The 19,437-nt window shown below is 66.1% G+C and carries 19 protein-coding genes and 1 tRNA gene; 9 read left to right on the forward strand and 11 right to left on the reverse strand.

Going from position 1 to position 19,437, the window contains the following annotated elements; translation table 11 throughout:
* Position 1: 1 nt before the first annotated feature.
* Together J2X65_RS20280 and J2X65_RS20285 are read right to left on the reverse strand one after the other, a co-directional pair.
* Positions 2 to 910 carry a glycosyltransferase family 8 protein gene (locus tag J2X65_RS20280; protein WP_310204878.1) on the reverse strand — a complete coding sequence of 303 codons (909 nt, stop codon included), beginning with the start codon at positions 908 to 910 and terminating at the stop codon, positions 2 to 4.
* Entirely contained in the window at positions 907 to 1,383 is a 477-nt protein-coding gene (locus tag J2X65_RS20285) for an Lrp/AsnC family transcriptional regulator (RefSeq protein WP_310204880.1), read from the reverse strand. The genes J2X65_RS20280 and J2X65_RS20285 overlap by 4 nt, the downstream gene beginning before the upstream one ends.
* Positions 1,384 to 1,685: 302 nt before the next feature.
* Between J2X65_RS20285 and trxB the strand changes: the two genes are divergently transcribed.
* Entirely contained in the window at positions 1,686 to 2,654 is a 969-nt protein-coding gene (trxB, locus tag J2X65_RS20290; protein WP_310204883.1) for a thioredoxin-disulfide reductase, read from the forward strand.
* Positions 2,655 to 2,682: 28 nt separating this feature from the next.
* Positions 2,683 to 3,576, forward strand: coding sequence for a LysR family transcriptional regulator (locus J2X65_RS20295; protein ID WP_213365162.1), 894 nt, complete (start codon positions 2,683 to 2,685; stop codon positions 3,574 to 3,576).
* A 339-nt stretch (positions 3,577 to 3,915) separates the two neighbouring features.
* Here the strand turns inward: J2X65_RS20295 and ybaL are convergent, their stop codons facing one another.
* The 4 genes from ybaL to J2X65_RS20315 form a co-directional block, all read right to left on the reverse strand.
* Positions 3,916 to 5,568, reverse strand: coding sequence for a YbaL family putative K(+) efflux transporter (ybaL, locus tag J2X65_RS20300; RefSeq protein ID WP_310204886.1), 1,653 nt, complete (start codon positions 5,566 to 5,568; stop codon positions 3,916 to 3,918).
* A gap of 142 nt (positions 5,569 to 5,710) precedes the next feature.
* Entirely contained in the window at positions 5,711 to 6,712 is a 1,002-nt protein-coding gene (gene msrP, locus J2X65_RS20305) for a protein-methionine-sulfoxide reductase catalytic subunit MsrP (RefSeq protein ID WP_310204890.1), read from the reverse strand.
* A 177-nt stretch (positions 6,713 to 6,889) separates the two neighbouring features.
* Positions 6,890 to 7,384, reverse strand: coding sequence for a DUF992 domain-containing protein (locus tag J2X65_RS20310; protein WP_310204893.1), 495 nt, complete (start codon positions 7,382 to 7,384; stop codon positions 6,890 to 6,892).
* Positions 7,385 to 7,474: 90 nt separating this feature from the next.
* A complete protein-coding gene (locus tag J2X65_RS20315) occupies positions 7,475 to 8,677 on the reverse strand; it encodes a pyridoxal phosphate-dependent aminotransferase (RefSeq protein WP_310204896.1) in 1,203 nt (400 codons plus the stop codon).
* Between the two features lie 145 nt (positions 8,678 to 8,822).
* Between J2X65_RS20315 and J2X65_RS20320 the strand changes: the two genes are divergently transcribed.
* The 3 genes from J2X65_RS20320 (at position 8,823) to J2X65_RS20330 (ending at position 11,220) form a co-directional block, all read left to right on the forward strand.
* Positions 8,823 to 9,455 (forward strand): glutathione S-transferase family protein, encoded by a 633-nt coding sequence (locus J2X65_RS20320; RefSeq protein WP_310204899.1) that lies wholly within the window; start codon positions 8,823 to 8,825, stop codon positions 9,453 to 9,455.
* A gap of 137 nt (positions 9,456 to 9,592) precedes the next feature.
* Positions 9,593 to 9,922: a hypothetical protein gene (locus J2X65_RS20325; protein WP_310204903.1), complete on the forward strand. Its 330-nt coding sequence runs from the start codon at positions 9,593 to 9,595 to the stop codon at positions 9,920 to 9,922.
* A 164-nt stretch (positions 9,923 to 10,086) separates the two neighbouring features.
* Positions 10,087 to 11,220 carry a PQQ-dependent sugar dehydrogenase gene (locus J2X65_RS20330; protein WP_404977766.1) on the forward strand — a complete coding sequence of 378 codons (1,134 nt, stop codon included), beginning with the start codon at positions 10,087 to 10,089 and terminating at the stop codon, positions 11,218 to 11,220.
* Between the two features lie 9 nt (positions 11,221 to 11,229).
* Here J2X65_RS20330 and J2X65_RS20335 read toward each other — a convergent pair whose 3' ends face one another.
* From J2X65_RS20335 to J2X65_RS20345, 3 genes are all read right to left on the reverse strand, one after another.
* Positions 11,230 to 11,592 (reverse strand): DMT family protein, encoded by a 363-nt coding sequence (locus J2X65_RS20335; protein ID WP_310204906.1) that lies wholly within the window; start codon positions 11,590 to 11,592, stop codon positions 11,230 to 11,232.
* A gap of 87 nt (positions 11,593 to 11,679) precedes the next feature.
* Entirely contained in the window at positions 11,680 to 12,363 is a 684-nt protein-coding gene (locus J2X65_RS20340) for a Fe2+-dependent dioxygenase (RefSeq protein WP_310204909.1), read from the reverse strand.
* Positions 12,364 to 12,455: 92 nt separating this feature from the next.
* Entirely contained in the window at positions 12,456 to 14,801 is a 2,346-nt protein-coding gene (locus J2X65_RS20345) for a TonB-dependent receptor domain-containing protein (protein ID WP_310204912.1), read from the reverse strand.
* A gap of 265 nt (positions 14,802 to 15,066) precedes the next feature.
* Here J2X65_RS20345 and J2X65_RS20350 point away from each other — a divergent pair, with 265 nt between their 5' ends.
* Positions 15,067 to 16,086 carry a tetratricopeptide repeat protein gene (locus J2X65_RS20350; RefSeq protein ID WP_310204914.1) on the forward strand — a complete coding sequence of 340 codons (1,020 nt, stop codon included), beginning with the start codon at positions 15,067 to 15,069 and terminating at the stop codon, positions 16,084 to 16,086.
* Here J2X65_RS20350 and J2X65_RS20355 read toward each other — a convergent pair.
* Positions 16,083 to 16,487, reverse strand: a complete 405-nt coding sequence (locus J2X65_RS20355) for a hypothetical protein (RefSeq protein WP_310204921.1) — start codon at positions 16,485 to 16,487, stop codon at positions 16,083 to 16,085. The two genes, J2X65_RS20350 and J2X65_RS20355, sit on opposite strands and share 4 nt — an antisense overlap.
* 230 nt (positions 16,488 to 16,717) lie before the next feature.
* Here J2X65_RS20355 and J2X65_RS20360 point away from each other — a divergent pair, with 230 nt between their 5' ends.
* Positions 16,718 to 17,632, forward strand: a complete 915-nt coding sequence (locus tag J2X65_RS20360; RefSeq protein ID WP_310204924.1) for a diacylglycerol kinase family protein — start codon at positions 16,718 to 16,720, stop codon at positions 17,630 to 17,632.
* Here the strand turns inward: J2X65_RS20360 and J2X65_RS20365 are convergent.
* Positions 17,611 to 18,345 carry an SIMPL domain-containing protein gene (locus J2X65_RS20365; RefSeq protein ID WP_310204927.1) on the reverse strand — a complete coding sequence of 245 codons (735 nt, stop codon included), beginning with the start codon at positions 18,343 to 18,345 and terminating at the stop codon, positions 17,611 to 17,613. The genes J2X65_RS20360 and J2X65_RS20365 overlap by 22 nt on opposite strands.
* Positions 18,346 to 18,533: 188 nt before the next feature.
* Between J2X65_RS20365 and J2X65_RS20370 the strand changes: the two genes are divergently transcribed.
* Together J2X65_RS20370 and J2X65_RS20375 are read left to right on the forward strand one after the other, a co-directional pair.
* Positions 18,534 to 18,609, forward strand: a tRNA-Ile gene (locus J2X65_RS20370).
* A 101-nt stretch (positions 18,610 to 18,710) separates the two neighbouring features.
* A complete protein-coding gene (locus J2X65_RS20375; protein WP_310204930.1) occupies positions 18,711 to 19,268 on the forward strand; it encodes a DUF6538 domain-containing protein in 558 nt (185 codons plus the stop codon).
* The last annotated feature ends 169 nt before the right edge of the window (positions 19,269 to 19,437 follow it).

The following is a 19,437-nucleotide window of genomic DNA, read 5'->3' on the forward strand; positions in this document are numbered from 1 at the left end:
CTCACTTCACTTGCCCCGCGCCGAGCAGACGGCGGCCCAGCCAGTTGCGGAACCGCCGCCACTTGCGCACCCGCTTCTCGATCTTGCGCGAGAGCCTTGTCTTCATCTTCGCCTGGGCGAAGGGGGTACGGGCGCGGTGGGCGAGAAAGCGGGCGCGGGCCGGGTGGTCGCAATCGGCGTAGTTCGGCTTGATCTGGCCGATGAAGTGGATGATGGCGGCCTGGTCCCAGTCGACGGGATCGCCCTCATAGCGCCCCTTCACCAGCCGGCGGTGCAGGTTCCAGCGCTCGTCGAGCGCCAGCCACTTGCCCCGCAGCGTGCCGTTCAGCGCATCCTGATCCATCATCGGCAGATCGGGGTGATCGGCGGCAAATGCCATCACCTTCTCGGACAAGCCCTCGCGACGCCACTGGTCGAGGTCGATCAGCAGCACGCCGCTATTGAAATAGCGCGTCTCGCCGGGCAGGCCGATGGCGATGTTGCGCGCGGCGTGGCGGGCCGGATCGAGGCGGGCGACATCATCCACCGCCGCCACGGCAAAGCGCTGCATGTCGAGCCCGGCCAGCGGGGCGAGCGGGGCGTTGATCAGCGTGTCACAATCGACATAGAGCAGCCGGCCCTGCGCCTCCGGCAGCAGCAGCGGCATCAGGATGCGGGCATAGGCGGTGCGCGAGAGATGGTGGTTCACCGGACGGGCGCCGAAATGGCGTTCCATCTCGCGGGCCAGATCGACGAACGCGATATTGTCCCGCGCATAGCTGGCACGCAGCCGCGCCTGGTCCTCGGCGCCGACATTGTCGCAGAACACCACCACGCGCCCGGTCTCACCGCCCGCATGGGCCGCCAGCGAGGCGAGCAGCACCGCGGTGAGCTCGACATAGGCGGCATCCGTGGCGGTGGCGACGATCATCTCGTCTGCCCGTCCATCGGCACGATGGCGGCATCCTTGGCCTGCCTGAGGGTCAGCGCCGTCTTCACCTTGCTGACATTGGGGGCGCTGGTGAGCTCCAGCACGAAATTCTGGAAGGAGCGCAGATCCGGCGCCACGCAGAGGAGGATGAAATCGGTCTCGCCGGAAAGCATCCAGCAGGAGCGCACCAGCGGCCAGCGTTCCACCTGGTCGGCGAAGGCGGTGAGGTCGGCCTCGGCCTGGCTGACCAGATGCACCATGGCGAAGGCCATCAGGTCGAAGCCGAGCGCCTTCTCGTCCAACAGGGCGCGGTAGCCCTTGATGATGCCTTCTTCCTCCAGCGCCCGCACCCGGCGCAGGCAGGGCGGCGCGGAGATGCCGACCCTTTGCGAAAGCTCGACATTGGTGATGCGGCCATCCCCCTGAAGCTCGCGCAGGATGTTCCAGTCGATCGTATCGATGCGGCGCGCCACGCAAGGCTCTCCTGATTGGGGCGACGAAAGGCGCCGCGCCCGGCGCGCACCATAGAGGAGCGGCCGATCAGCGCAATAATCTTTCGTGCAGGACGACGCAATCTTGCCTTGGGACAACTTTGGGATAAGCCACGAGCCGCTTGCAGAGCAAAGCCCGAGTCCCTACATTTTCGCATGGCTGAGAGTGGCTGGCCGGCTCGTCTCTTGCTTGCGTCCTCTTGCAAGCGACGGCGCCACAAGCCAGATGCAGCGTCCTGAAGGTGTGGCCAGTGCCGCGCCATGATATTTATGCGAGTGCTTTCATGTCGCCGGCCCCCAACCACGTCAAGGTGGCGATCATCGGTTCCGGCCCCGCCGGCTATACCGCGGCGATCTATGCCGCGCGCGCCATGCTGGAACCGGTGCTGTTCCAAGGCATCCAGCCCGGCGGGCAGCTGACCATCACCACCGATGTCGAGAACTATCCCGGCTTCAAGGACCCGATCCAGGGTCCGTGGCTGATGGAGCAGATGCAGGCGCAGGCCGAGCATGTGGGCACGCGCATCGTCAGCGACATCGTCACCAAGGCGGATTTCTCCTCCCGTCCGTTCCGGCTGGAAACCGATTCGGGGCAGGTGTGGATCGCCGAAACGGTGATCCTATCCACCGGCGCCCAGGCGCGCTGGCTCGACTTGCCCTCCGAGCAGGCCTATCGCGGCTTCGGCGTCTCCGCCTGCGCCACCTGCGACGGCTTCTTCTATCGCGGCAAGGAGGTCTTCGTGATCGGCGGCGGCAATACCGCGGTCGAGGAGGCGCTGTTCCTCACCAATTTCGCCTCCAAGGTGACGGTGGTGCATCGCCGCGACAGCTTCCGCGCCGAGCGCATCCTGCAGGACCGGCTGTTCGCCCATCCCAAGGTCGAGGTGGTGTGGAACGCGGCTTTGCATGAGGTGAAGGGCGAGAACGAGCCCACCAAGGTTACCGGCGTGGTGCTGAAGAATGTCGAGACCGGCGCCTTCAGCGAGCACAAGGCGGACGGCGTGTTCATCGCCATCGGCCATGCTCCGGCGACCGAACTCGTCGCCGGCCAGCTCAAGCTGAAGCCCAGCGGCTATGTGTGGACCGCCCCCTATTCCACCTCCACCTCGGTGGAAGGGGTCTTCGCCGCCGGCGATGTCGCCGACGATATTTTCCGGCAGGCGGTGACCGCCGCCGGCATGGGCTGCATGGCCGCGCTCGAAGCCGAGCGTTTCCTCGCCGCCCGGCATCCCCTCGCACATGCGGCGGAGTGACATGGAAGGCAAGGCGCGGGCTCGCGACATGGACTGGGACAAGCTCAAGGTCTTCCACGTCGCAGCGGAGGCCGGCTCCTTTACCCATGCCGGCGAGGCGCTGGGGCTGTCGCAGTCGGCGGTGAGCCGGCAGGTATCGGCGCTGGAGCAGGAACTCAACATTCCGCTGTTCCACCGCCACGCCCGCGGCCTGATCCTGACCGAGCAGGGCGACCTGCTCTACCGCACCGCGCATGAAGTGTTCATGAAGCTGGAAGCGGCGCGGGCCAAGCTGACCGACTCGCGCGAAAAGCCGAATGGCGAGTTGCGCGTCACCACCACCATGGGCCTCGGCACCCATTGGCTCACCGCGCGGATCGGCGAGTTCCTCGAGCTCTATCCCGATATCCGCATCACGCTGATCCTGACCGACGACGAACTCGACCTCGCCATGCGCGAGGCCGACGTCGCCATCCGCCTGCGCCAGCCGGTGCAGCCGGACCTGATCCAGCGCAAGCTGTTCACCGTGCATTTTCACGCCTTCGCCTCGGCGGAATATCTCAAGCGCAACGGCCATCCGCGCACGCTGGACGAGCTCGACAAGCACCGCATCATCCTGCTCGGCGGGCCGATTCCCTCCTATTTCCAGGGCCTGAACTGGCTGGAGCGGGCGGGGCTGGAGGACGGGCAGGACGGGCGCGTGCCCTCGCTGTCGGTCAACAACGTGCTCGGCCTCAAGCGGGCGGTGGAGCGCGGGGTGGGCATCGGCATCGTGCCCGACTATCTGCTGGAAGATTCGGCGACGCTGGTGCAGCTCTTCCCCGAGCGGCCGACGCCGACGCTGGAAGCCTATTTCGTCTACCCGCAGGAAATGCGCTCGGTGGCGCGCATCCAGGTGTTCCGCGACTTCCTGGTCGCCAAGGCGCAGCGCTGGAATTTCTGACGCCCTCAATGACTAGTTTTTATGCACGCTCCCTCTCGGGGCGCGGGTGGCGCACGGCGCACGACCGGAAGATTTGCGGAAATCAACGCAAACTTGACCTGAATCGTTATAAAATTGTCGCAGAAATGCGAGTTGACGACAGATCATTGCTGATGCCCGCAAAACGCATGCCTGCCATGCGGGCATAATTCATTGCCAAATGCCTTATGAACAGTCATATGTTGCTTCGACGCTGATGCACCGAGTGCTTCAGCTGTTCCCCTCTGGAAGGTCGCCGCTCTGCGGCGAAACTCGCCGGGCTCTTTTGAGCCCGGCTTTTTTCTTTCCGGGAACCGATGTTCATACTCCGAGTATGTTCTCGATCATGCGGCCGGCCACTTCGCGCTCGGCATAAACAACCAGATCGGCGCCACGGCGGCGCAGGTGCTCCACCCCCTCCTCGCTATGGGCGCGGGCAGTGATGAACAGGTCGCGACGCATGTGGCGGGCAGCCTCGATCAGCGCCCCGCCCTGCAATTCATCCGGCACCGTCACCATCAGCGTCCGCGCCCCGGCGATGCCGGCATCCCGCAGCACTTCGGTGGGGTTGCCGCCGCCGACAATGCCGCGCCCGCCTCCGCGTCGCCAGCTCTCGACCTTCAGCCGGTCCTGGTCGACCACCACCAGCGGGACCTTTGCCTCGGTGAGTTGCGCCGCCACCGCCGAGCCGACGCGGCCGAGACCGATCAGGATGACCGGCCCGTCGCCATAGGGCTGGTGCGGCCCGTAGATCTCGTCGGAAACCGGCACCACCGCCGTTTCCTCGCGGGCGAAACGTGCCGCCCAGCGCGCGGCCACCCTGAAGGCGAAAGGATTGAGGGCGATGGAGAGCATCGCCCCGGCGACGATGAGGTCGCGCGCCTCGGTCGGCGCCAGGCCTTCATTGATGCCGAGGCCGATGAGGATGAAGGAGAACTCGCCGATCTGCGCCAAGCTCGCCGCCACCGTCGCCGCCATGCCGTGCGAGCGCCCGAGCAGACGCACCAGCCCGACCGCCGCTGCCGACTTGACCAGCAGGATGACGGTGATGACGGCGGCCACGTCCAGCGGCCGGCGCAGCAGGATGCTCGGATCGAACAGCATGCCGACCGAGACGAAGAACAGCACCGCGAAAGCGTCACGCAGCGGCAGCGAGCCCTCCGCCGCGCGGTGGCTGAGGTCGGATTCGCCCAGCACGAGCCCGGCAAAGAAGGCGCCGAGTGCAAAGGACACCCCGAAGAGCTGCGCCGAACCATAGGCGATGCCGAGGGCGACGCCGAGCACGGAGAGGGTGAACAGTTCGCGCGAGCCGGTGCGGGCCACCTGCGCCAGCATCGCCGGTATCACCCGGCGCCCCACCACCAGCATCAGCCCGACGAACAGGGCGACGGCGCCGAGCGTGGTGCCGATCGAGGCGGCAAGGTCCGCCATGTCGGCCTGCTGCCCGCGTGCCAGCCCCGCCAATACCGGCACGAGCACCAGCACAAGCACCATGGCGAGATCTTCCACCACCAGCCAGCCGATGGCGACGCGGCCGTTCTCGGTCTCCAGCGCCCGCTGCTCCTCCAGCGCGCGCAGCATCACCACCGTCGAGGCGACCGAGAGCGACAGGCCGAAGACCAGGCCTCCGGCCGCCGACCAGCCCCATATCAGCGCCAGGCCGAGGCCGACGACGGTGGCGACCGCGATCTGCGCCACCGCTCCCGGCACGGCGACGCTCCAGACCCGCAGGAGGTCTCGCGGGGTGAAGTGAAGGCCGACACCGAACATCAGCAGGATGACGCCGAGCTCGGCCAGCTGCGGGGCGAGCGAGGTATCGGCGACGAAGCCGGGGGTATAGGGGCCGACCATCAGCCCGGCGCAGAGATAGCCGACGATGGGAGACAGGCGCAGCCGTGTCGCGACATAGCCAAGGATCGCCGCCAGCACGAAGGCAAGACAGACGGTCGCGATCAACGGCACCTGATGCGGCATTGCGCGGCGCCTCCTTTGCGCGTATCGGATGGGGTGTCGGGTGAGGCGACGGGGAACGCCGCCGCTCACCGCAAGGTGACCGCCCAAACCCGAGGAGGCAAGCGTCGAAGCCGGCCGGGCGACGATTTACCCGGCAAGCCCCTCACATGAACAGCTGCTCGCTGGCGTCCATGCCGGCATAGAGGCCGGCGACCTGTTCGGCATAGCCATTATAGATCAGCGTCGGACGGCGCTCGCCGGTGCCGATGTCGCGCTCGCTGGCCTGGCTCCAGCGCGGATGCGGCACCGCCGGGTTCACATTGGCCCAGAAGCCGTATTCGCGGCCCTGCACCTGCTCCCACAGCCCGACCGGGCGCTTGTCGACGAAGGAGATCCGCACGATCGACTTCACCGACTTGAAGCCATACTTCCACGGCAGCGCCAGACGCAGCGGCGCACCGAACTGGTTCGGCGCCGGCTTGCCGTAAACGCCGGTGACGAAGAAGGCGAGGTCGTTCATCCCCTCGGCCATGGTGACGCCGTCGACATAAGGCCAGGGATAGACGAAGCGGTTCTGGCCGGGGGCGATCTCCGGGTTCACGAAGGTTTCCATGCGGATGAACTTGGCGCTGGAGAGCGGCTTGGCGAACGCGATGAACTCGCGCACCGGAAAGCCGGTCCACGGCACCGCCATCGACCACGCCTCGACGCAGCGATGGCGGTAGAGCCGCTCCTCCAGCGGCATGGCGCGGATGATGTCGTCGATGCCGACCTCGCGCTCCTTCTCGACGAGGCCGTCGATCTTAACGGTCCACGGCCGGCGCGGCATGCGGGCTGCAATGTCCGCGACCTGATAGTTCCGCCGGTCGGAGCCGAATTCGTAGAAATTGTTGTAATTGCCGGAAATGTCCTCCGGCGTGACCGGACGGTCGAGCGTGAAGGCCGGGTTGCGCTTTGCCGGATAAAGATCCTTGGTCGGATCATTGTCCGGATCGCCGGGCGCGGTCGCCGCCTCGGCCGGCCATCCCAGCCCGGCGGCGAGCCCTGCCGCCCCGGTGGCCAGCCCCACGCCGGCACCGAGAAGATGGCGGCGCGACAGATAAACGGATTCGGGCGTGGCGGCGCCCTCCGGCAATTCCCACGAGCGGCGGCGGCGGATCAGCATGGTCGTCTCCATCAGCTGGCACGTAGAAGATACGCTGGAAAGACGCCTGCCGTTACAATCCTGTCGCGTTCAACTCCTCGTGCGGTCCGTGCGGATGCGATCGCGGCGGCGCGCGAAAGCAAAGCGGCCCGGTATCTTGCGATACCGGGCCGCTTACAACACCGAAAAGTGGATCGATCAGTTCGGCCGCAGGGTCAGGTCGCCGACGCCGACGGCGAGGTTCACGCCGGTCTGGCCTTCGACGCTGAACGGCTGCAGCGCGATGGTGTTCTTGGAGCCGCCGAGCAGCGCGTTGCCGGCAACGCCGAGGCCGAGCGCAACACTGCCCGACACGCCGGCATAGCGACCGGCCAGATCGCTGGAATCGATGCGCGTGGTCGGCGCGAACACGCCCCAAACCAGGGAATTGCGGCCGGTGACGCCGACATCGAGGCCCCAGCGGCGAATGGTGCCCTCATAGGCATAGCGAGCACCGCGACGGGTGACGAACCGGCAATCGAGCGTGCGCTTCGAACCGATGATGAAGCTGACCGACTTGGAGCCGGTGCACTCCAGCGTGCCAACCTGCACCCGGTTTATCTGCTGCGCCGAGGCCGGCGTCGCAAGGACGCCACCAAAGCCGGCGGCCAGAGTCGCCGCGAAAACGCCGAGCGTCACATATTTGCGAAACATGATCGATCTCCTTGGGACCGGGCGCCTCTGCGCCGGAAACGGGACCATTAGGTGCGACCGGCGAATGCCGGCGCACCCCATATTATTACCTCAGCGCAGCGAACCGCAGAAGCGCTGGATGCGCAGGCACGCCTCCTCCAGATCCTTGGTGGCGGTGGCGTAGGAAATCCGGAACGCCGGACCGAGGCCAAAGGCGGAGCCATGCACCACGGCAACGCCCTCTGCGTCGAGAAGTTCGGTGGCGAACACCTCATCGTCGGTGATCACCTTGCCCGAGGCCGTCTTCTTGCCGATGACGCCGGCGCAGGACGGGTAGACGTAGAAGGCGCCTTCCGGCTTCGGGCAGGTCAGCCCGCTGGCCTGGTTAAGCATGGAGACCACCAGGTCGCGCCGCTCCTTGAACGACTTGTTGTTCTCGGCGATGAAATCCTGCGGGCCGTTCAGCGCCTCGACCGCCGCCCACTGGGCGATGGAACTCGGGTTGGAGGTCGACTGCGACTGCAGCGTGCCCATGGCCTTGATCAACTCTTCCGGTCCACCGGCATAGCCGATGCGCCAGCCGGTCATGCAATAAGCCTTCGACACGCCGTTCATGGTCAATGTGCGGTCGTAGAGCGAGGGCTCTACCTGTGCCGGGGTGACGAACTGGAAATCGTCATAGACCAGGTGCTCATACATGTCGTCGGTAAGAATCCAGACATGCGGATACTTCACCAGCACATCGGTGAGCGCCTTGAGCTCGTCATGGCTGTAGGCGGCGCCGGATGGGTTGGACGGCGAGTTAAAGATCAGCCACTTCGTCTTCGGGGTGATCGCCGCCTCCAGCGCCGCGGGACGGAGCTTGAAATTATCCTCGAGCGTCGTCTCCACCGCCACCGGGGTGCCGCCGGCGAAGTTGACGATATCCGGATAGCTCACCCAATAGGGCGCCGGGATGATCACCTCGTCGCCGGGATCGACGGTGGCGAGCAGCGCGTTGAACAGCACCTGCTTGCCGCCGGTGCCGACGGTGATCTGGCTCGGCTTGTAGGTGAGGCCGTTCTCGCGCTTGAACTTGGCGACGATGGCCGCCTTCAGCTCCGGGATGCCGTCCACCGCCGTGTAGCGGGTCTGGCCGTCGCGGATCGCCTTGATGGCGGCTTCCTTGACGTTGTCGGGCGTCTCGAAGTCCGGCTCGCCGGCCGACAGCGCGATAATGTCGCGGCCTTCCGCTTTGAGCACCCGCGCCTTGTTGGAGATGGCGATGGTCGCCGAGGGCTTGATGCGCTGCATGGCGGCGGAAACGAGGCTCATGGCCGGACTCCGTTTGGGTGTTTTGCGCGCGACAACTAGTCGACCCCTTGCACGGCGGCAAGTCTTTCCCCACCTCACAACCCACCTATCGATGCGGTATGCTGCCGCGATCACCCCTCCCCTTCGCGGCATTCGGGAACCCGGCGTGCTCAAGCTCCATGCGATGCAGAGTTCCGGCAACTGCTACAAGGTCCGGCTGCTGCTCGCGCATCTGCGCATGCCCTTCGAGCTTGTCGATGTCGATCTCCTGCGCGGGGAGAACCGCACACCGGAATTCCTGATGAAGAATCCGGAAGGCCGCGTGCCGTTGCTGGAATTGCCGGGGGGACGGTTCCTGCCGGAATCCAACGCCATCCTGTTCTACCTCGCCGACGGCTCGGCACTGCTGCCGGGCGACGCGCTGGCGCGCGCGCAGGTGCTGCGCTGGATGTTCTTCGAGCAGCATTCGCACGAACCGGCCATCGCCGCCGCCCGCTTCTGGCTGAAGCTGGTGCGCGGCGGCCGCGAACTGCGCACCCACGACATCGACCGCTGGATGGAGGAAGGCTACCGGGCGCTGAAGGTGATGGACCGGCACCTGCAGCGCCGCAGCTTCCTGGTCGATTCGGTGTTCACCATCGCCGATATCGCGCTCTATGCGCATACCCATGTGGCCGATGAGGGCGACTTCGATCTCTCCGCTTTTCCGGCGGTCCGAAGGTGGCTGGCGCGGGTCGCGGCACAGCCCGGCCATGTCGGCATGGAATGGCGGCCGCAGGTCACTGAAATCGCCGGTTAACGGGTATTAACCTCCTGCCGCGAAATTGCCCCGAAATCGCGCGGCATCGCCCAAGTACCGTCGACGGCCAGCCGCGTTCGGCACCGAAGCTCTCCCCATCGCAACGGAATGCTCCGGCGCCGGATGAGGATTTCGCCATGCCACACCACGATGTCGTCGCCGCTGCCGAGGTGAAGCACGCCTTCGAGGTGAAGCACACCTCGGCCCGCCGCTTTCGCCGGGCGCTGATGGAAGCCGGCGTCGTGCTCACCCTGACGCTCGCCATCGTGGCGGTGCTGTGCATGTTCGGGCTGCAGGCGGCCTCGGCGATGGAGATCAGCGCGCTTGACGGCGCCGACCCGAGCGGCCGGCTGACCATCGGCGCCATGCTGCTGGCCGCCTTCGTCGCCCTGTGCGGCCTGTCGAGCTACATGCTGCGCAACACGCTGCAGACCGTCGAGCCGCGGCAGCGGCGCCGCCAGGGCTGATCCGCCCGCCTGGAGGTCGGTGACGCGGGTTTGACCGCGCCGGCGGCACGTTGTCGGCACCGGCCATTGCCTGTGCCGCCCGCTCTGCTCTAACGATGCGTAAGGTCGCCCGGCCGGAGAGCCAACCGGAGAGCATCGTGATCCGCCCCTTCCGCATCGCCGCCTTGTCCCTCACCCTCGCCCTGCTCGCCTCTCCGGTGCCGGCACAGGATGCGGCGCCCGCCAGCATCCGCACCTCCGCCGGCACGATGAGCCTTGAAACCGTCGCCAGCGGCTTCGAGAATCCGTGGAGCCTCGCCTTCCTGCCGGATGGGCGCATGCTGGTGACGGAGCGGCCCGGCCGGCTGCGGATCGTCAACCGGTCCGGCACCGTCTCCGCACCGGTGGCCGGCATGCCGCCGGTCTATGCCAGCGGCCAGGGCGGGCTGCTCGACATCGTGCCGGCACCGGATTTCGAGACCAGCCGGCTGATCTATTTCTCCTATGCCGAGCCGCGCGAGGGCAGTTCGGGCACCAGCGTCGCCCGGGCGAAGCTGAGCGAGAACGGCGGCGGCGCCCGGCTGGAGAACCTCGAGGTGATCTTCCGCCAGCAGCCGGCCGCCGGCGGCTCCAGCCATTACGGCTCGCGCCTCGCGTTCGGCCGCGACGGCACGCTGTTCGTCACCCTCGGCGACCGCTATTCGCTGCGCGGCGAGGTGCAGAAGCTCTCCACCCATATCGGCAAGATCGTGCGCATCAACCCCGACGGCTCGGCACCGGCCGACAATCCCTTCGCCAGGACGGCGAATGCGCGGCCGGAGATCTGGAGCCTCGGCCACCGCAACGTGCAGGGCGCCGCCATCGACCCGCAGACCGGCCGGCTGTGGACGGTGGAGCACGGCGCACGCGGCGGCGACGAACTGAACCACCCCGAAGCCGGCAAGAATTACGGCTGGCCGGTGATCACCTATGGCCGCGACTATTCCGGGCTGACGATCGGCGAAGGCACCGCCAGGTCAGGCATGGAACAGCCGGTCAAATATTGGGATCCTTCGATCTCGCCGGCCGGACTCGCCTTCTACACTGGCACCCTCATTCCACGCTGGAAGGGCGACCTGTTCACCGGCGGCCTCTCGGGCACCCGCCTGGTGCGGCTGCGGCTCGATCCCACGCGCGAGCGGGTGATCGAGGAGGAGTCGCTGCTCACCGAGCGCGGCGAGCGCATCCGCGACGTGCGGCAGGGGCTGGACGGGGCACTGTGGCTGCTCACCGACGATCCCGGCGAGGGGCGGCTGCTGCGCCTCGCGCCGGGCGAGTGAGGCCCTGGCCTACCACTTCTGGAAGATGAACCACGCCCCCAGCGCGATGAAGGCAAAACCGATGGCGTGGTTCCAGCCGAGCGGCTCCTTCAGCCAGAACACCGAAAAGCCGGCAAACACGATGAGGGTGATGACCTCCTGCATGGTCTTGAGCTCGGCGGTCGCGTAGACGGCCGAGCCGATGCGATTGGCCGGTACGGCAAGGCAATACTCGAAGAAGGCGATGCCCCAACTGGCCAGCACGGCGATGACGAGCGGCGCCGATTTGTGCTTGAGATGGCCGTACCAGGCGAAGGTCATGAAGATGTTGGACGCCGTGAGCAGCAGGATCGGCAGCAATGCAGGCGGAAACAATGAGGTGAGCGCAGGCATGGATATCTCTCGCGGGAGGAACCGGCGAGAGATAGCGCTTACCGTCATGGCGTCAATGTGTTCGCCGCCGCCGAAAGGCCGGATGCCTCACATCTCGACCCATTGCCGCAGCAGGTTGTGATAGACGTTGGTCAGCGACAGCACGGCCGGGGAATCGATCGGCACCGCCTCGCGGGTCTGCACGATGGCGACGTCGAGATCGTAGAGCAGCGCCCGGCGGCCGTCGTCCTTGATCATCGACTGGCTCCAGAAGAAGCTCGACCAGCGGCTGCCGCGGGTGATCTGCCTCACGGCGTGGAGGCTGCTCGCCGGATAGACCACCATGTGGCCGGCCGGCAGCTTCACTTCCTGGCCACCGAACGTGTCCTCGATGACCAGTTCGCCGCCGTCATACTCCTCGGGATCGGTAAGGAAGAGGGTGCTGGAGACGTCCGCCCGCATGCGCGCGCCGGTGCCGGGAATGGCGCGGATGGCGCTGTCCACATGCGCGCCGAACTCCATGCCGACATCGTACCGGTTGAACATCGGCGGCAACACCCGCAGCGGCATGGCGGCGGAGTTGAACACCGGGTTGCGCCCGAGCGCCCTCAGGATGAGATCGCCGAGTTCGCGCGCTTCGGCGGAATCCTCGGGGATCTGCAGGTTCTTCTTGGCTATGGCGGCCTGCACCCCGGCGGTGGTGCGGCCATCGACCCAGCGCGAGGATTCCAGCACGCGGCGGCAATGAGCGACCTCCTCGCGGGTCAGCACGTCGGGAATGGTCACGAGCATGGGATGCATCCAAATGAAAAGAGGGGGAAAGCAGGTGTCGCCTGCCCTCCCCCGGAAGTGAGACGGTCGGTTCGGAACAATGTTCCGTTTGGTCAGAAAGTCGCGCCCACCGTGAGAGTGAAGGTGCGGCCCGAAGCGGGCACGGCGCGATTGCCCCAGCCGGCCGAGTAGTTCAGTTCGTCCGTCAGGTTGTAGCCGTTGAGGGCGACGCGATAATTGCCCTGCTTGTAGGAGAGAAGCGCGTCGAACGAGAAGGTGTCCGGGATGATCGCCGTGTTGTCGGCATTGGTGAAGTACTCGTCCGCGTAAGTGACGCCGCCGCCGACCAGCAGTTCGCCCGGAATCTGCGTCCAGAGCTTGCTGAGGTTGTAGGTCGTCCAGAGGGTAAAGTTGTTCGGCGAGACGAACGGGACTTCCTTGCCCTTGTAATAGTTGGCCGGCAGAGCATTGGCACCGGTGGTCGCGGGGCTCGTTTGAACTTCGCTGTCGTAATAGGCGTAGGAAGCCTGGATCGTCCAGGCGTCGGTCACGTTGCCGGTCATGCCCAGCTCGACGCCCTGCACACGCTGGTTCTGCCCGGTGTCGACCGGCTGCAATGATACCGGATTGGTGTAGAAGGCGTTGCTCTTGTCGGTGCGGAAGATGGCGCCGGTAAAGCCGAGCCGTCCTTCAAGCACGGACACCTTGAAGCCGGCCTCATAGGTCTCGTTGTCTTCCGGATCAAGGTTCGGCTGGGTCGGGCTAATGACGGTGATGTCGTTGGTCGGGAATGCGCCCTGCGGAGTGAAGGACTTCGCCCAGGTCACATAATAGGTCTGGAACTGCGTCGGTTCCCAGATCACGCTGGCCTTGGGACTCCAGAAGTCGGTCTTGGTATTCGCGTCAGTCCAGCTGTTCGAACCATTCGGGCACGTTACCGTGCTGCTCGCGACGCACCAGACATTGTTGGTGGCGGTGTAGTTGTCGTAGCGGGCGCCGCCAAGCACCGACAAGGTTTCGGTGAACCAGACGCGGTCGCTGATGAACAGGCCGACATCGTCCGCCTGCGACGTGCGCATACCGTTATTGGCGAACGGATTCGAGAAGAGGTAGTAGCCGGTCGTGTTCTCGAAGACCGGGTCGTACATCGTCGACGTACCCTTCGAGCCGGCCACCGAGACCAGTGTGCGGTCATCGCTGACCGTATTCAGGTCCAGACCGGCGACCATCTCATGACGCAGACTGCCGGTATTGAACTTGGCGGTCAGCGTCGAGATGTTCTGCGCGCTCCATGACTCCTGATAGAAGCCGGGATTGCCGCCACCGAACGCGATGGCCGGATTGAGCCCATCAAAGAACTGGCCGGTGCAGCTCGCATTGTAGGCGGCGGGCGTTGTGCCGGTGCCGCACCCCGGCACGGTGGTCGCGAAGTCGCGGGTGTAGTAGCCGACCCGGGTGTCGTTGGTGAAGGTCAGCCAGTCATTGACCTCGCGGTTGAAGCTCACCGTCAGCATGTTGGTGTCGGTGACGTCCTGATCGGTCACCTTGCCGTAGAAGGTGGACCGCGGCACGCCCCATTCCGTCACCGGCTTGCCGAGCGAGCCGAAGCGCGCAACGTCGTTGAAGCCGGGCGTAACCACCGGCACGCCATAGTCCGGCGTGCGGTCGCCGTGCTGATAGAGATAGTTGATGTGCAGGGTCTGGTCGGTGCCGAGGCCGAAGCCGAGATCGCCCATGAAGCCGTAGCGGTTCGACTCGACATTGTCGCGGCCGGCGACATCCTGCTCATTGACCATGCCGACGATGCGGAAGGCCGACGTGTCGTTGAACTGCTTGTTGATGTCGAACACCCCGCGATAGAGCGGGCCGGTGCCGAACTGGCCCTCGACGTCGTATTTGTCGCCGAGATGCGCCGCCTTCAGCGTGGCATTGATCGCGCCGCCCGTGGTGCCGAGACCGAAGCTCTCCGAGGACGAGCCCTTGAACACCTCGACGCTCTCATAGGCGAAGCTGTCGCGCACATAGACGCCGAAATCGCGCAGCCCGTTGACGAAGATGTCGCCCTTGGCCTGGAAGCCGCGGATGCGGAACTGGTCGCCATTCATGCCACCGCCGCCCTCGCCGATACCGGCGGTGACGCCCGGGACGTTGCGCAGCGCCTGCTCGAGCGTGGTGACGCCCTGCTGCTGCATCGTCTCCTGCGAGATGACGGTGATCGTCTGCGGAGTATCCTGGATGGTACCGGGCAGGCGGGCCAAGCCGGTGGTCGCCTCCAGCGCGTTGGCCGGCGCATTGTCCCCCGCGACGGTGACGGTGGGGAGTTCCTCCGTCGAGCTCGGAGTGGAGGCGGCCTGCTGGGCCTGCGCATCCATCAACGGCATCGCCGACATCGTCATCGCCAGACCGGTGGTCAAGGCGGCACCGGATACCGATGGCCTTAGCGTCTTCATCTTCGTCATTCATCCAACCCCTGGTGAGCACGCCAACATCAGTCGGATAAAGGAAGAGTCTAACTCAGTTCAAACTCTATGTTTTTTAGAGATTCAAAAGTCTAACCCGTCTGGAATGCCAGGATGAACATTGTTTTTAATTGTTAAAAATTGAATCAATGCCCAACTCCTTGCCATTACATAATTCGATGCCCTATTTCCGTCCCAATATGGACGCCGGACCGCCACTGTTACCTCAACGACACATGGCCGTTCATTTGTGGATCGCGCGCGCATGGCCGATGAATGGATTTCCCTGGCAGCGCTGAAGCGCATGGGCGCCGACGAATTGAGGGCGCGCATCGCCGAAGGTCCGCAGGCCGCCGCGCGCTGGGTGCAGGCCGGCGCGCTGAACGGCCTCGTCAACGCCCAGCTCGCCTGGGGCCGGATGCTGCTCGACGGCACCGGCACGGCACGCGATGCCGAGGCCAGCCTGCGCTGGTTCAACATCGCCGCCGCTGCCGGCAGCGCCGAAGGCATCACCATGGCGGGACGCTGCCATGAGCATGGCTGGGGCACCCCCATCGACCCGGCCCATGCGGCGCAATGCTATCGTCGCGCCGCGGAGATGGGCGACGCCTGGGCGCAGTTCAATCTGGCCGGACTGCTGCTGGCCGGCAATGGCACCCTGCCCGATCGCCGGCAGGCGCTGGTTTTCTACGCCCGCGCCGCGCGTGCCGGGCATATCAAGGCGGCCACCATGATCGGCCGCTACCTCGAGAATGGCTGGGATCGGCCGGCACGCCCCCAGGTGGCCCTGCGCTGGTATCGCCGCGGCGCGGAAGGCGGCGACTATCGCGGCCAGTTCGATTATGGCCGCCTGCTGCTCGCCAGCGGCCGCACCGAAGAAGGCCTCGACTGGATGAGGCGCAGCATCACCGGCGCGGTGCCGGCCTTCTGCCGGCTCGCCGGCGAGGGGCTGCGCGCCAGCCCGGATCCGGCGATCGGGCAATTGGCGCTGCACGCGCTCCGGCGCGCCTGCGAGAGCGGCGCGGCGCAAGACCTGCGCGCCTACGCCTCCGCTCTTGCCGAAGGGGTGGGCGGCCCAGCGCAGCCGGAAGCGGCGAAGGCCGCCTTTGCCGAAGCACGGATGGCCGAAGCTCGGATGGCCGAAGCTCGGATGGCCGAGGAGCGCGACAGGCTCGCCCAGAAAGCGGCCATGCGGCCAGACGCCGGCGGCCGGACGGCGACGACGGCGAGAAAAAGGCCTCGGCTAGCGCGGGCGATCCGCGCCTGGCTCGGCCGCAGGGGCTAGCGCGGAGCCTCGGCGCGGCTCGCTGCCCAGGCGCGAAATTCGCGCAGCAGATTGGCGAAATCCCAGAAGGCGGCGGCCAGCAAAAGGGCGGCGATGAACGCCAGAACCGTCGCGGTGCCCTGGGAGAAGTCGATCGGGCCGCGGGCGAAATCATAGGCGGTGAAAGCACCAAACAGCGTCACGATGGCGGCGATGATCAGATAGGCGACGCGGTCGAGACGACTGGCCGCCAGTGCCAGCAGCAGCGCCACGAGGATGCCGATCGCCGCCGCCCACAGAAACCCTAATGAGAACAGCGCTGCGGTCCAGCGCCCGGCGACGAAGGACAGATAAGAAAGCGCCGCGAGCACCAGAAACCCCGCCCGCAGCCGAACCATGGATCGTCCGCTGATCCGCGCCATTGCCGGCCGCTCCCCGCCTTGCCATGCTGGCAGCCTAATCGGACGTCCTCATCCGCGTCGAGCATGCACTTGCAACAAATTTTCCGGCACGGCAGCTTCAAACGCCCCATCGTCGCGCGCCGAACGCGACGGGTGGAACCCATCCGCCGCGCCACCGTTGCCGCTCCGTCCGAGGCCGACACGCCCGTTCCCGCCCCTCTCTCCTCTTGCTCCCATTGCCGAGCCACATCATGCGTCACGTTCTCGTCCTGCTGAACGCCAAGGCGGGCACCCTGCAAAACCACGATGGCGAAGCCGTGCGCCGGGAGGTCGCCGAACGGCTCGCCCGCGACGGGCGCAAGGTGGAGGTGCATCTGCTGACCGGCGAAGCATTGGTGCGCGCCATCCGCGCCAGCGGGCGCGGCCCGCACGACACGGTGATCGTCGGCGGCGGCGACGGCAGCGTCAGCCTGGCGGCCCGCTGCCATGAGCATTCGGGCAAGGCGCTCGGCATACTGCCGTTGGGCACGATGAACCTGCTGGCGCACGACATCGGCATGCCGACCGACATCGGCGCCGCGCTCGACGCGCTTGATACCGCCCGGCCGATGCGCGTCGACATGGGCACGCTGAACGGGCGACGGTTTCACACCATTTCCGGCTTCGGCTTCTTCAGCCAGATGGCGCGGGCGCGGGAAACCGCACGGCGTTGGGGGCTCGGCCGCTTCTTTGCGGTGCCGATCGCCGCTTTCCTCGCCCTGCGACGCACTGGCCGCATCCATATCGATGTCGAGGTGGACGGGCAGAGCCGGCACTTCGCCGCCTTCTCGGCGCTGGTCACCGTCAACTGCTTCACCGGGCCGGGCTGGCGCCGTGGACGGCTCGACGAGGACCTGCTCGAAGTGCACATCGTCGAGGACCGGGGGGCGCTTGCCAAACTGAAGGCCGGCGCCGATCTGATGACCGACAACTGGCGCGGCAATCCCGGCATCGTCAGCCTCACCGGCCACGATATCGTCATCAGCCGCGGCGGGCGCAAGCGCACCTGGGTCTCGACCGATGGCGAGCTGACCCGCGAGCGCCTGCCGCTCCACTATCGCGTGGTGCCGCAGGCGCTGGAACTGCTGGTACCGGAGACCGCGCCTCAGCGCGGCTCGATCTCGTAGGTCACCGAGACGCTGGCCTGGACCTCGGTCTCTCCGGCCTCGACCGGCACCGAATCGGCCTTCATCAGCATCGGCGCCGCCATCGCCCGCCCCATCGGACGCATGCCGCCATTGCCGGTGACGGCGACGATGCGCACCAGACGCACGCCGCTTGCCTGGGCGATGAGTTCAGCCTGGTGGCGGGCATCCTCCACCGCTGCCACCCGCGCCTTGTCTTCCAGCTTGGCCGGCTCGGCGATGTCGAAGGCGATGCCGCCGATCTGGTTGGCTCCGGAGGTCACCATCTTGTCGAGCAGGTCGCCGAGACGGGCAAGGTCGCGCAGCCGCACCGACACGGTGTTCTGAACCTGATAGCCGGTGACGCGCGGCGGCTCGGCGGAATCCTTCTTCGGCGGCGCATATTGCGGCTGCACCGAAAAGCCGGAGGTGGCGATGTCGCGCGCCTCGATGCCGGCCCCCTTGAGCGCGGCGATCATCTCGGCCACCGCCGTGCTGTTGGCATCGAGCGCCTCGCGCGCGGTCTTGCCGTCGCTGACCACGCCGGTGGAAAAGCGCGCCATGTCGGGGATGGCAGTAGCCCGGCCCTCGCCGGTGACGGTGAGCGTCGGCCGCCGAGGTGCGCCGGAGGCCTCCTGTGCCGCGAGGGACGACAGGCCCCCGACCAGGCTGGCCGAGACGAGGGTGGCGGCAAGAGCGGCCTTGGCGAGTTTCATAGTGCGCATTCCCTGAAACAGAATGGTGTCGCGCCGACGCAGCGGCAGCCGATGCAAACCACCTCCCAATGGCGGCGGCAATACGGCGGTGGACGATACCGGCGGTGTTACGCGCCAAGTGTTGGCGTGGCGGCGGGTATTTGCTAGCGTTCGCCCAGTTCCGCCGGAGCGGCTCCGCCCTCCGCGGCGGGCCTGTAGCTCAATGGTTAGAGCCGGCCGCTCATAACGGTCTGGTTGCAGGTTCAAGTCCTGCCGGGCCCACCATCCACAACCTAAGTGGTTGATCGGTGAAAATATCTCAGAAAATCAAGAACCTAGAACGGGTGACTGCTACACAGGCTCGCTACACAAGGAAGGCGCGAGACGTGGCACAGGTCCCCGGATTGGTCCGTAGAGGCAGCGCATACACCTACCGGCGGAGGGTGCCGGATGAACTGCGAGTCGTCATCGGAAAGCGGGAACTCTGGATTGCGCTTGAGACAACCGACTACCGGAAGGCGACTGTTGAGGCGCGCAAGGCGGCGGCGACAGTCGATAACTTGTTCGCCGAGGCGCGCCGCGCGCTGGTGCACCATGCCGAGGCGATGAAGGCGAAGGGCGCCGAAGCTCTATTTCCAGATCTCCCCGGCGAGGGCCAGGACCAAATTGCCGACGTGTTCCAAAAGAGGTTTGCGTACTGGTCGAAAACCACGCTGGGCGTGAAAGCGGCGGGCACGTCGTTCCATTCGTTCCGGCATGGGTTCCGTGATGCCTTGCGCGAGGCGGGGTCGCCGATTGACGCCACGCGGGCGTTGGGCGGCTGGGCAAGGTCAGGCGGCGTCGAGGAGCGATATGGGCAGGGCACCCGTCCAAAGACGCTCGCCGAGGTCATGGCGAAAGTGAAATTCGATGGGGTCGACCTATCGCACCTCAAGCCGATCTAGGCGAAACCGGTCGCATGCAACGGGCAGCAGAAGGTCCGAAAGCACTTGAGGAGAGGCCCTATGGTGCAACTGGTTGCAATTCGATAGATCGAGTGAGCGCCGAAACGGCTCAGAGAGCAAGGCACAGTGCCGGGCTGTCGCCCTATCACATGCCAAACGAGTCATTTGT

The organism is Ancylobacter sp. 3268, assembly GCF_031456575.1.
Taxonomy (GTDB): domain Bacteria; phylum Pseudomonadota; class Alphaproteobacteria; order Rhizobiales; family Xanthobacteraceae; genus Ancylobacter.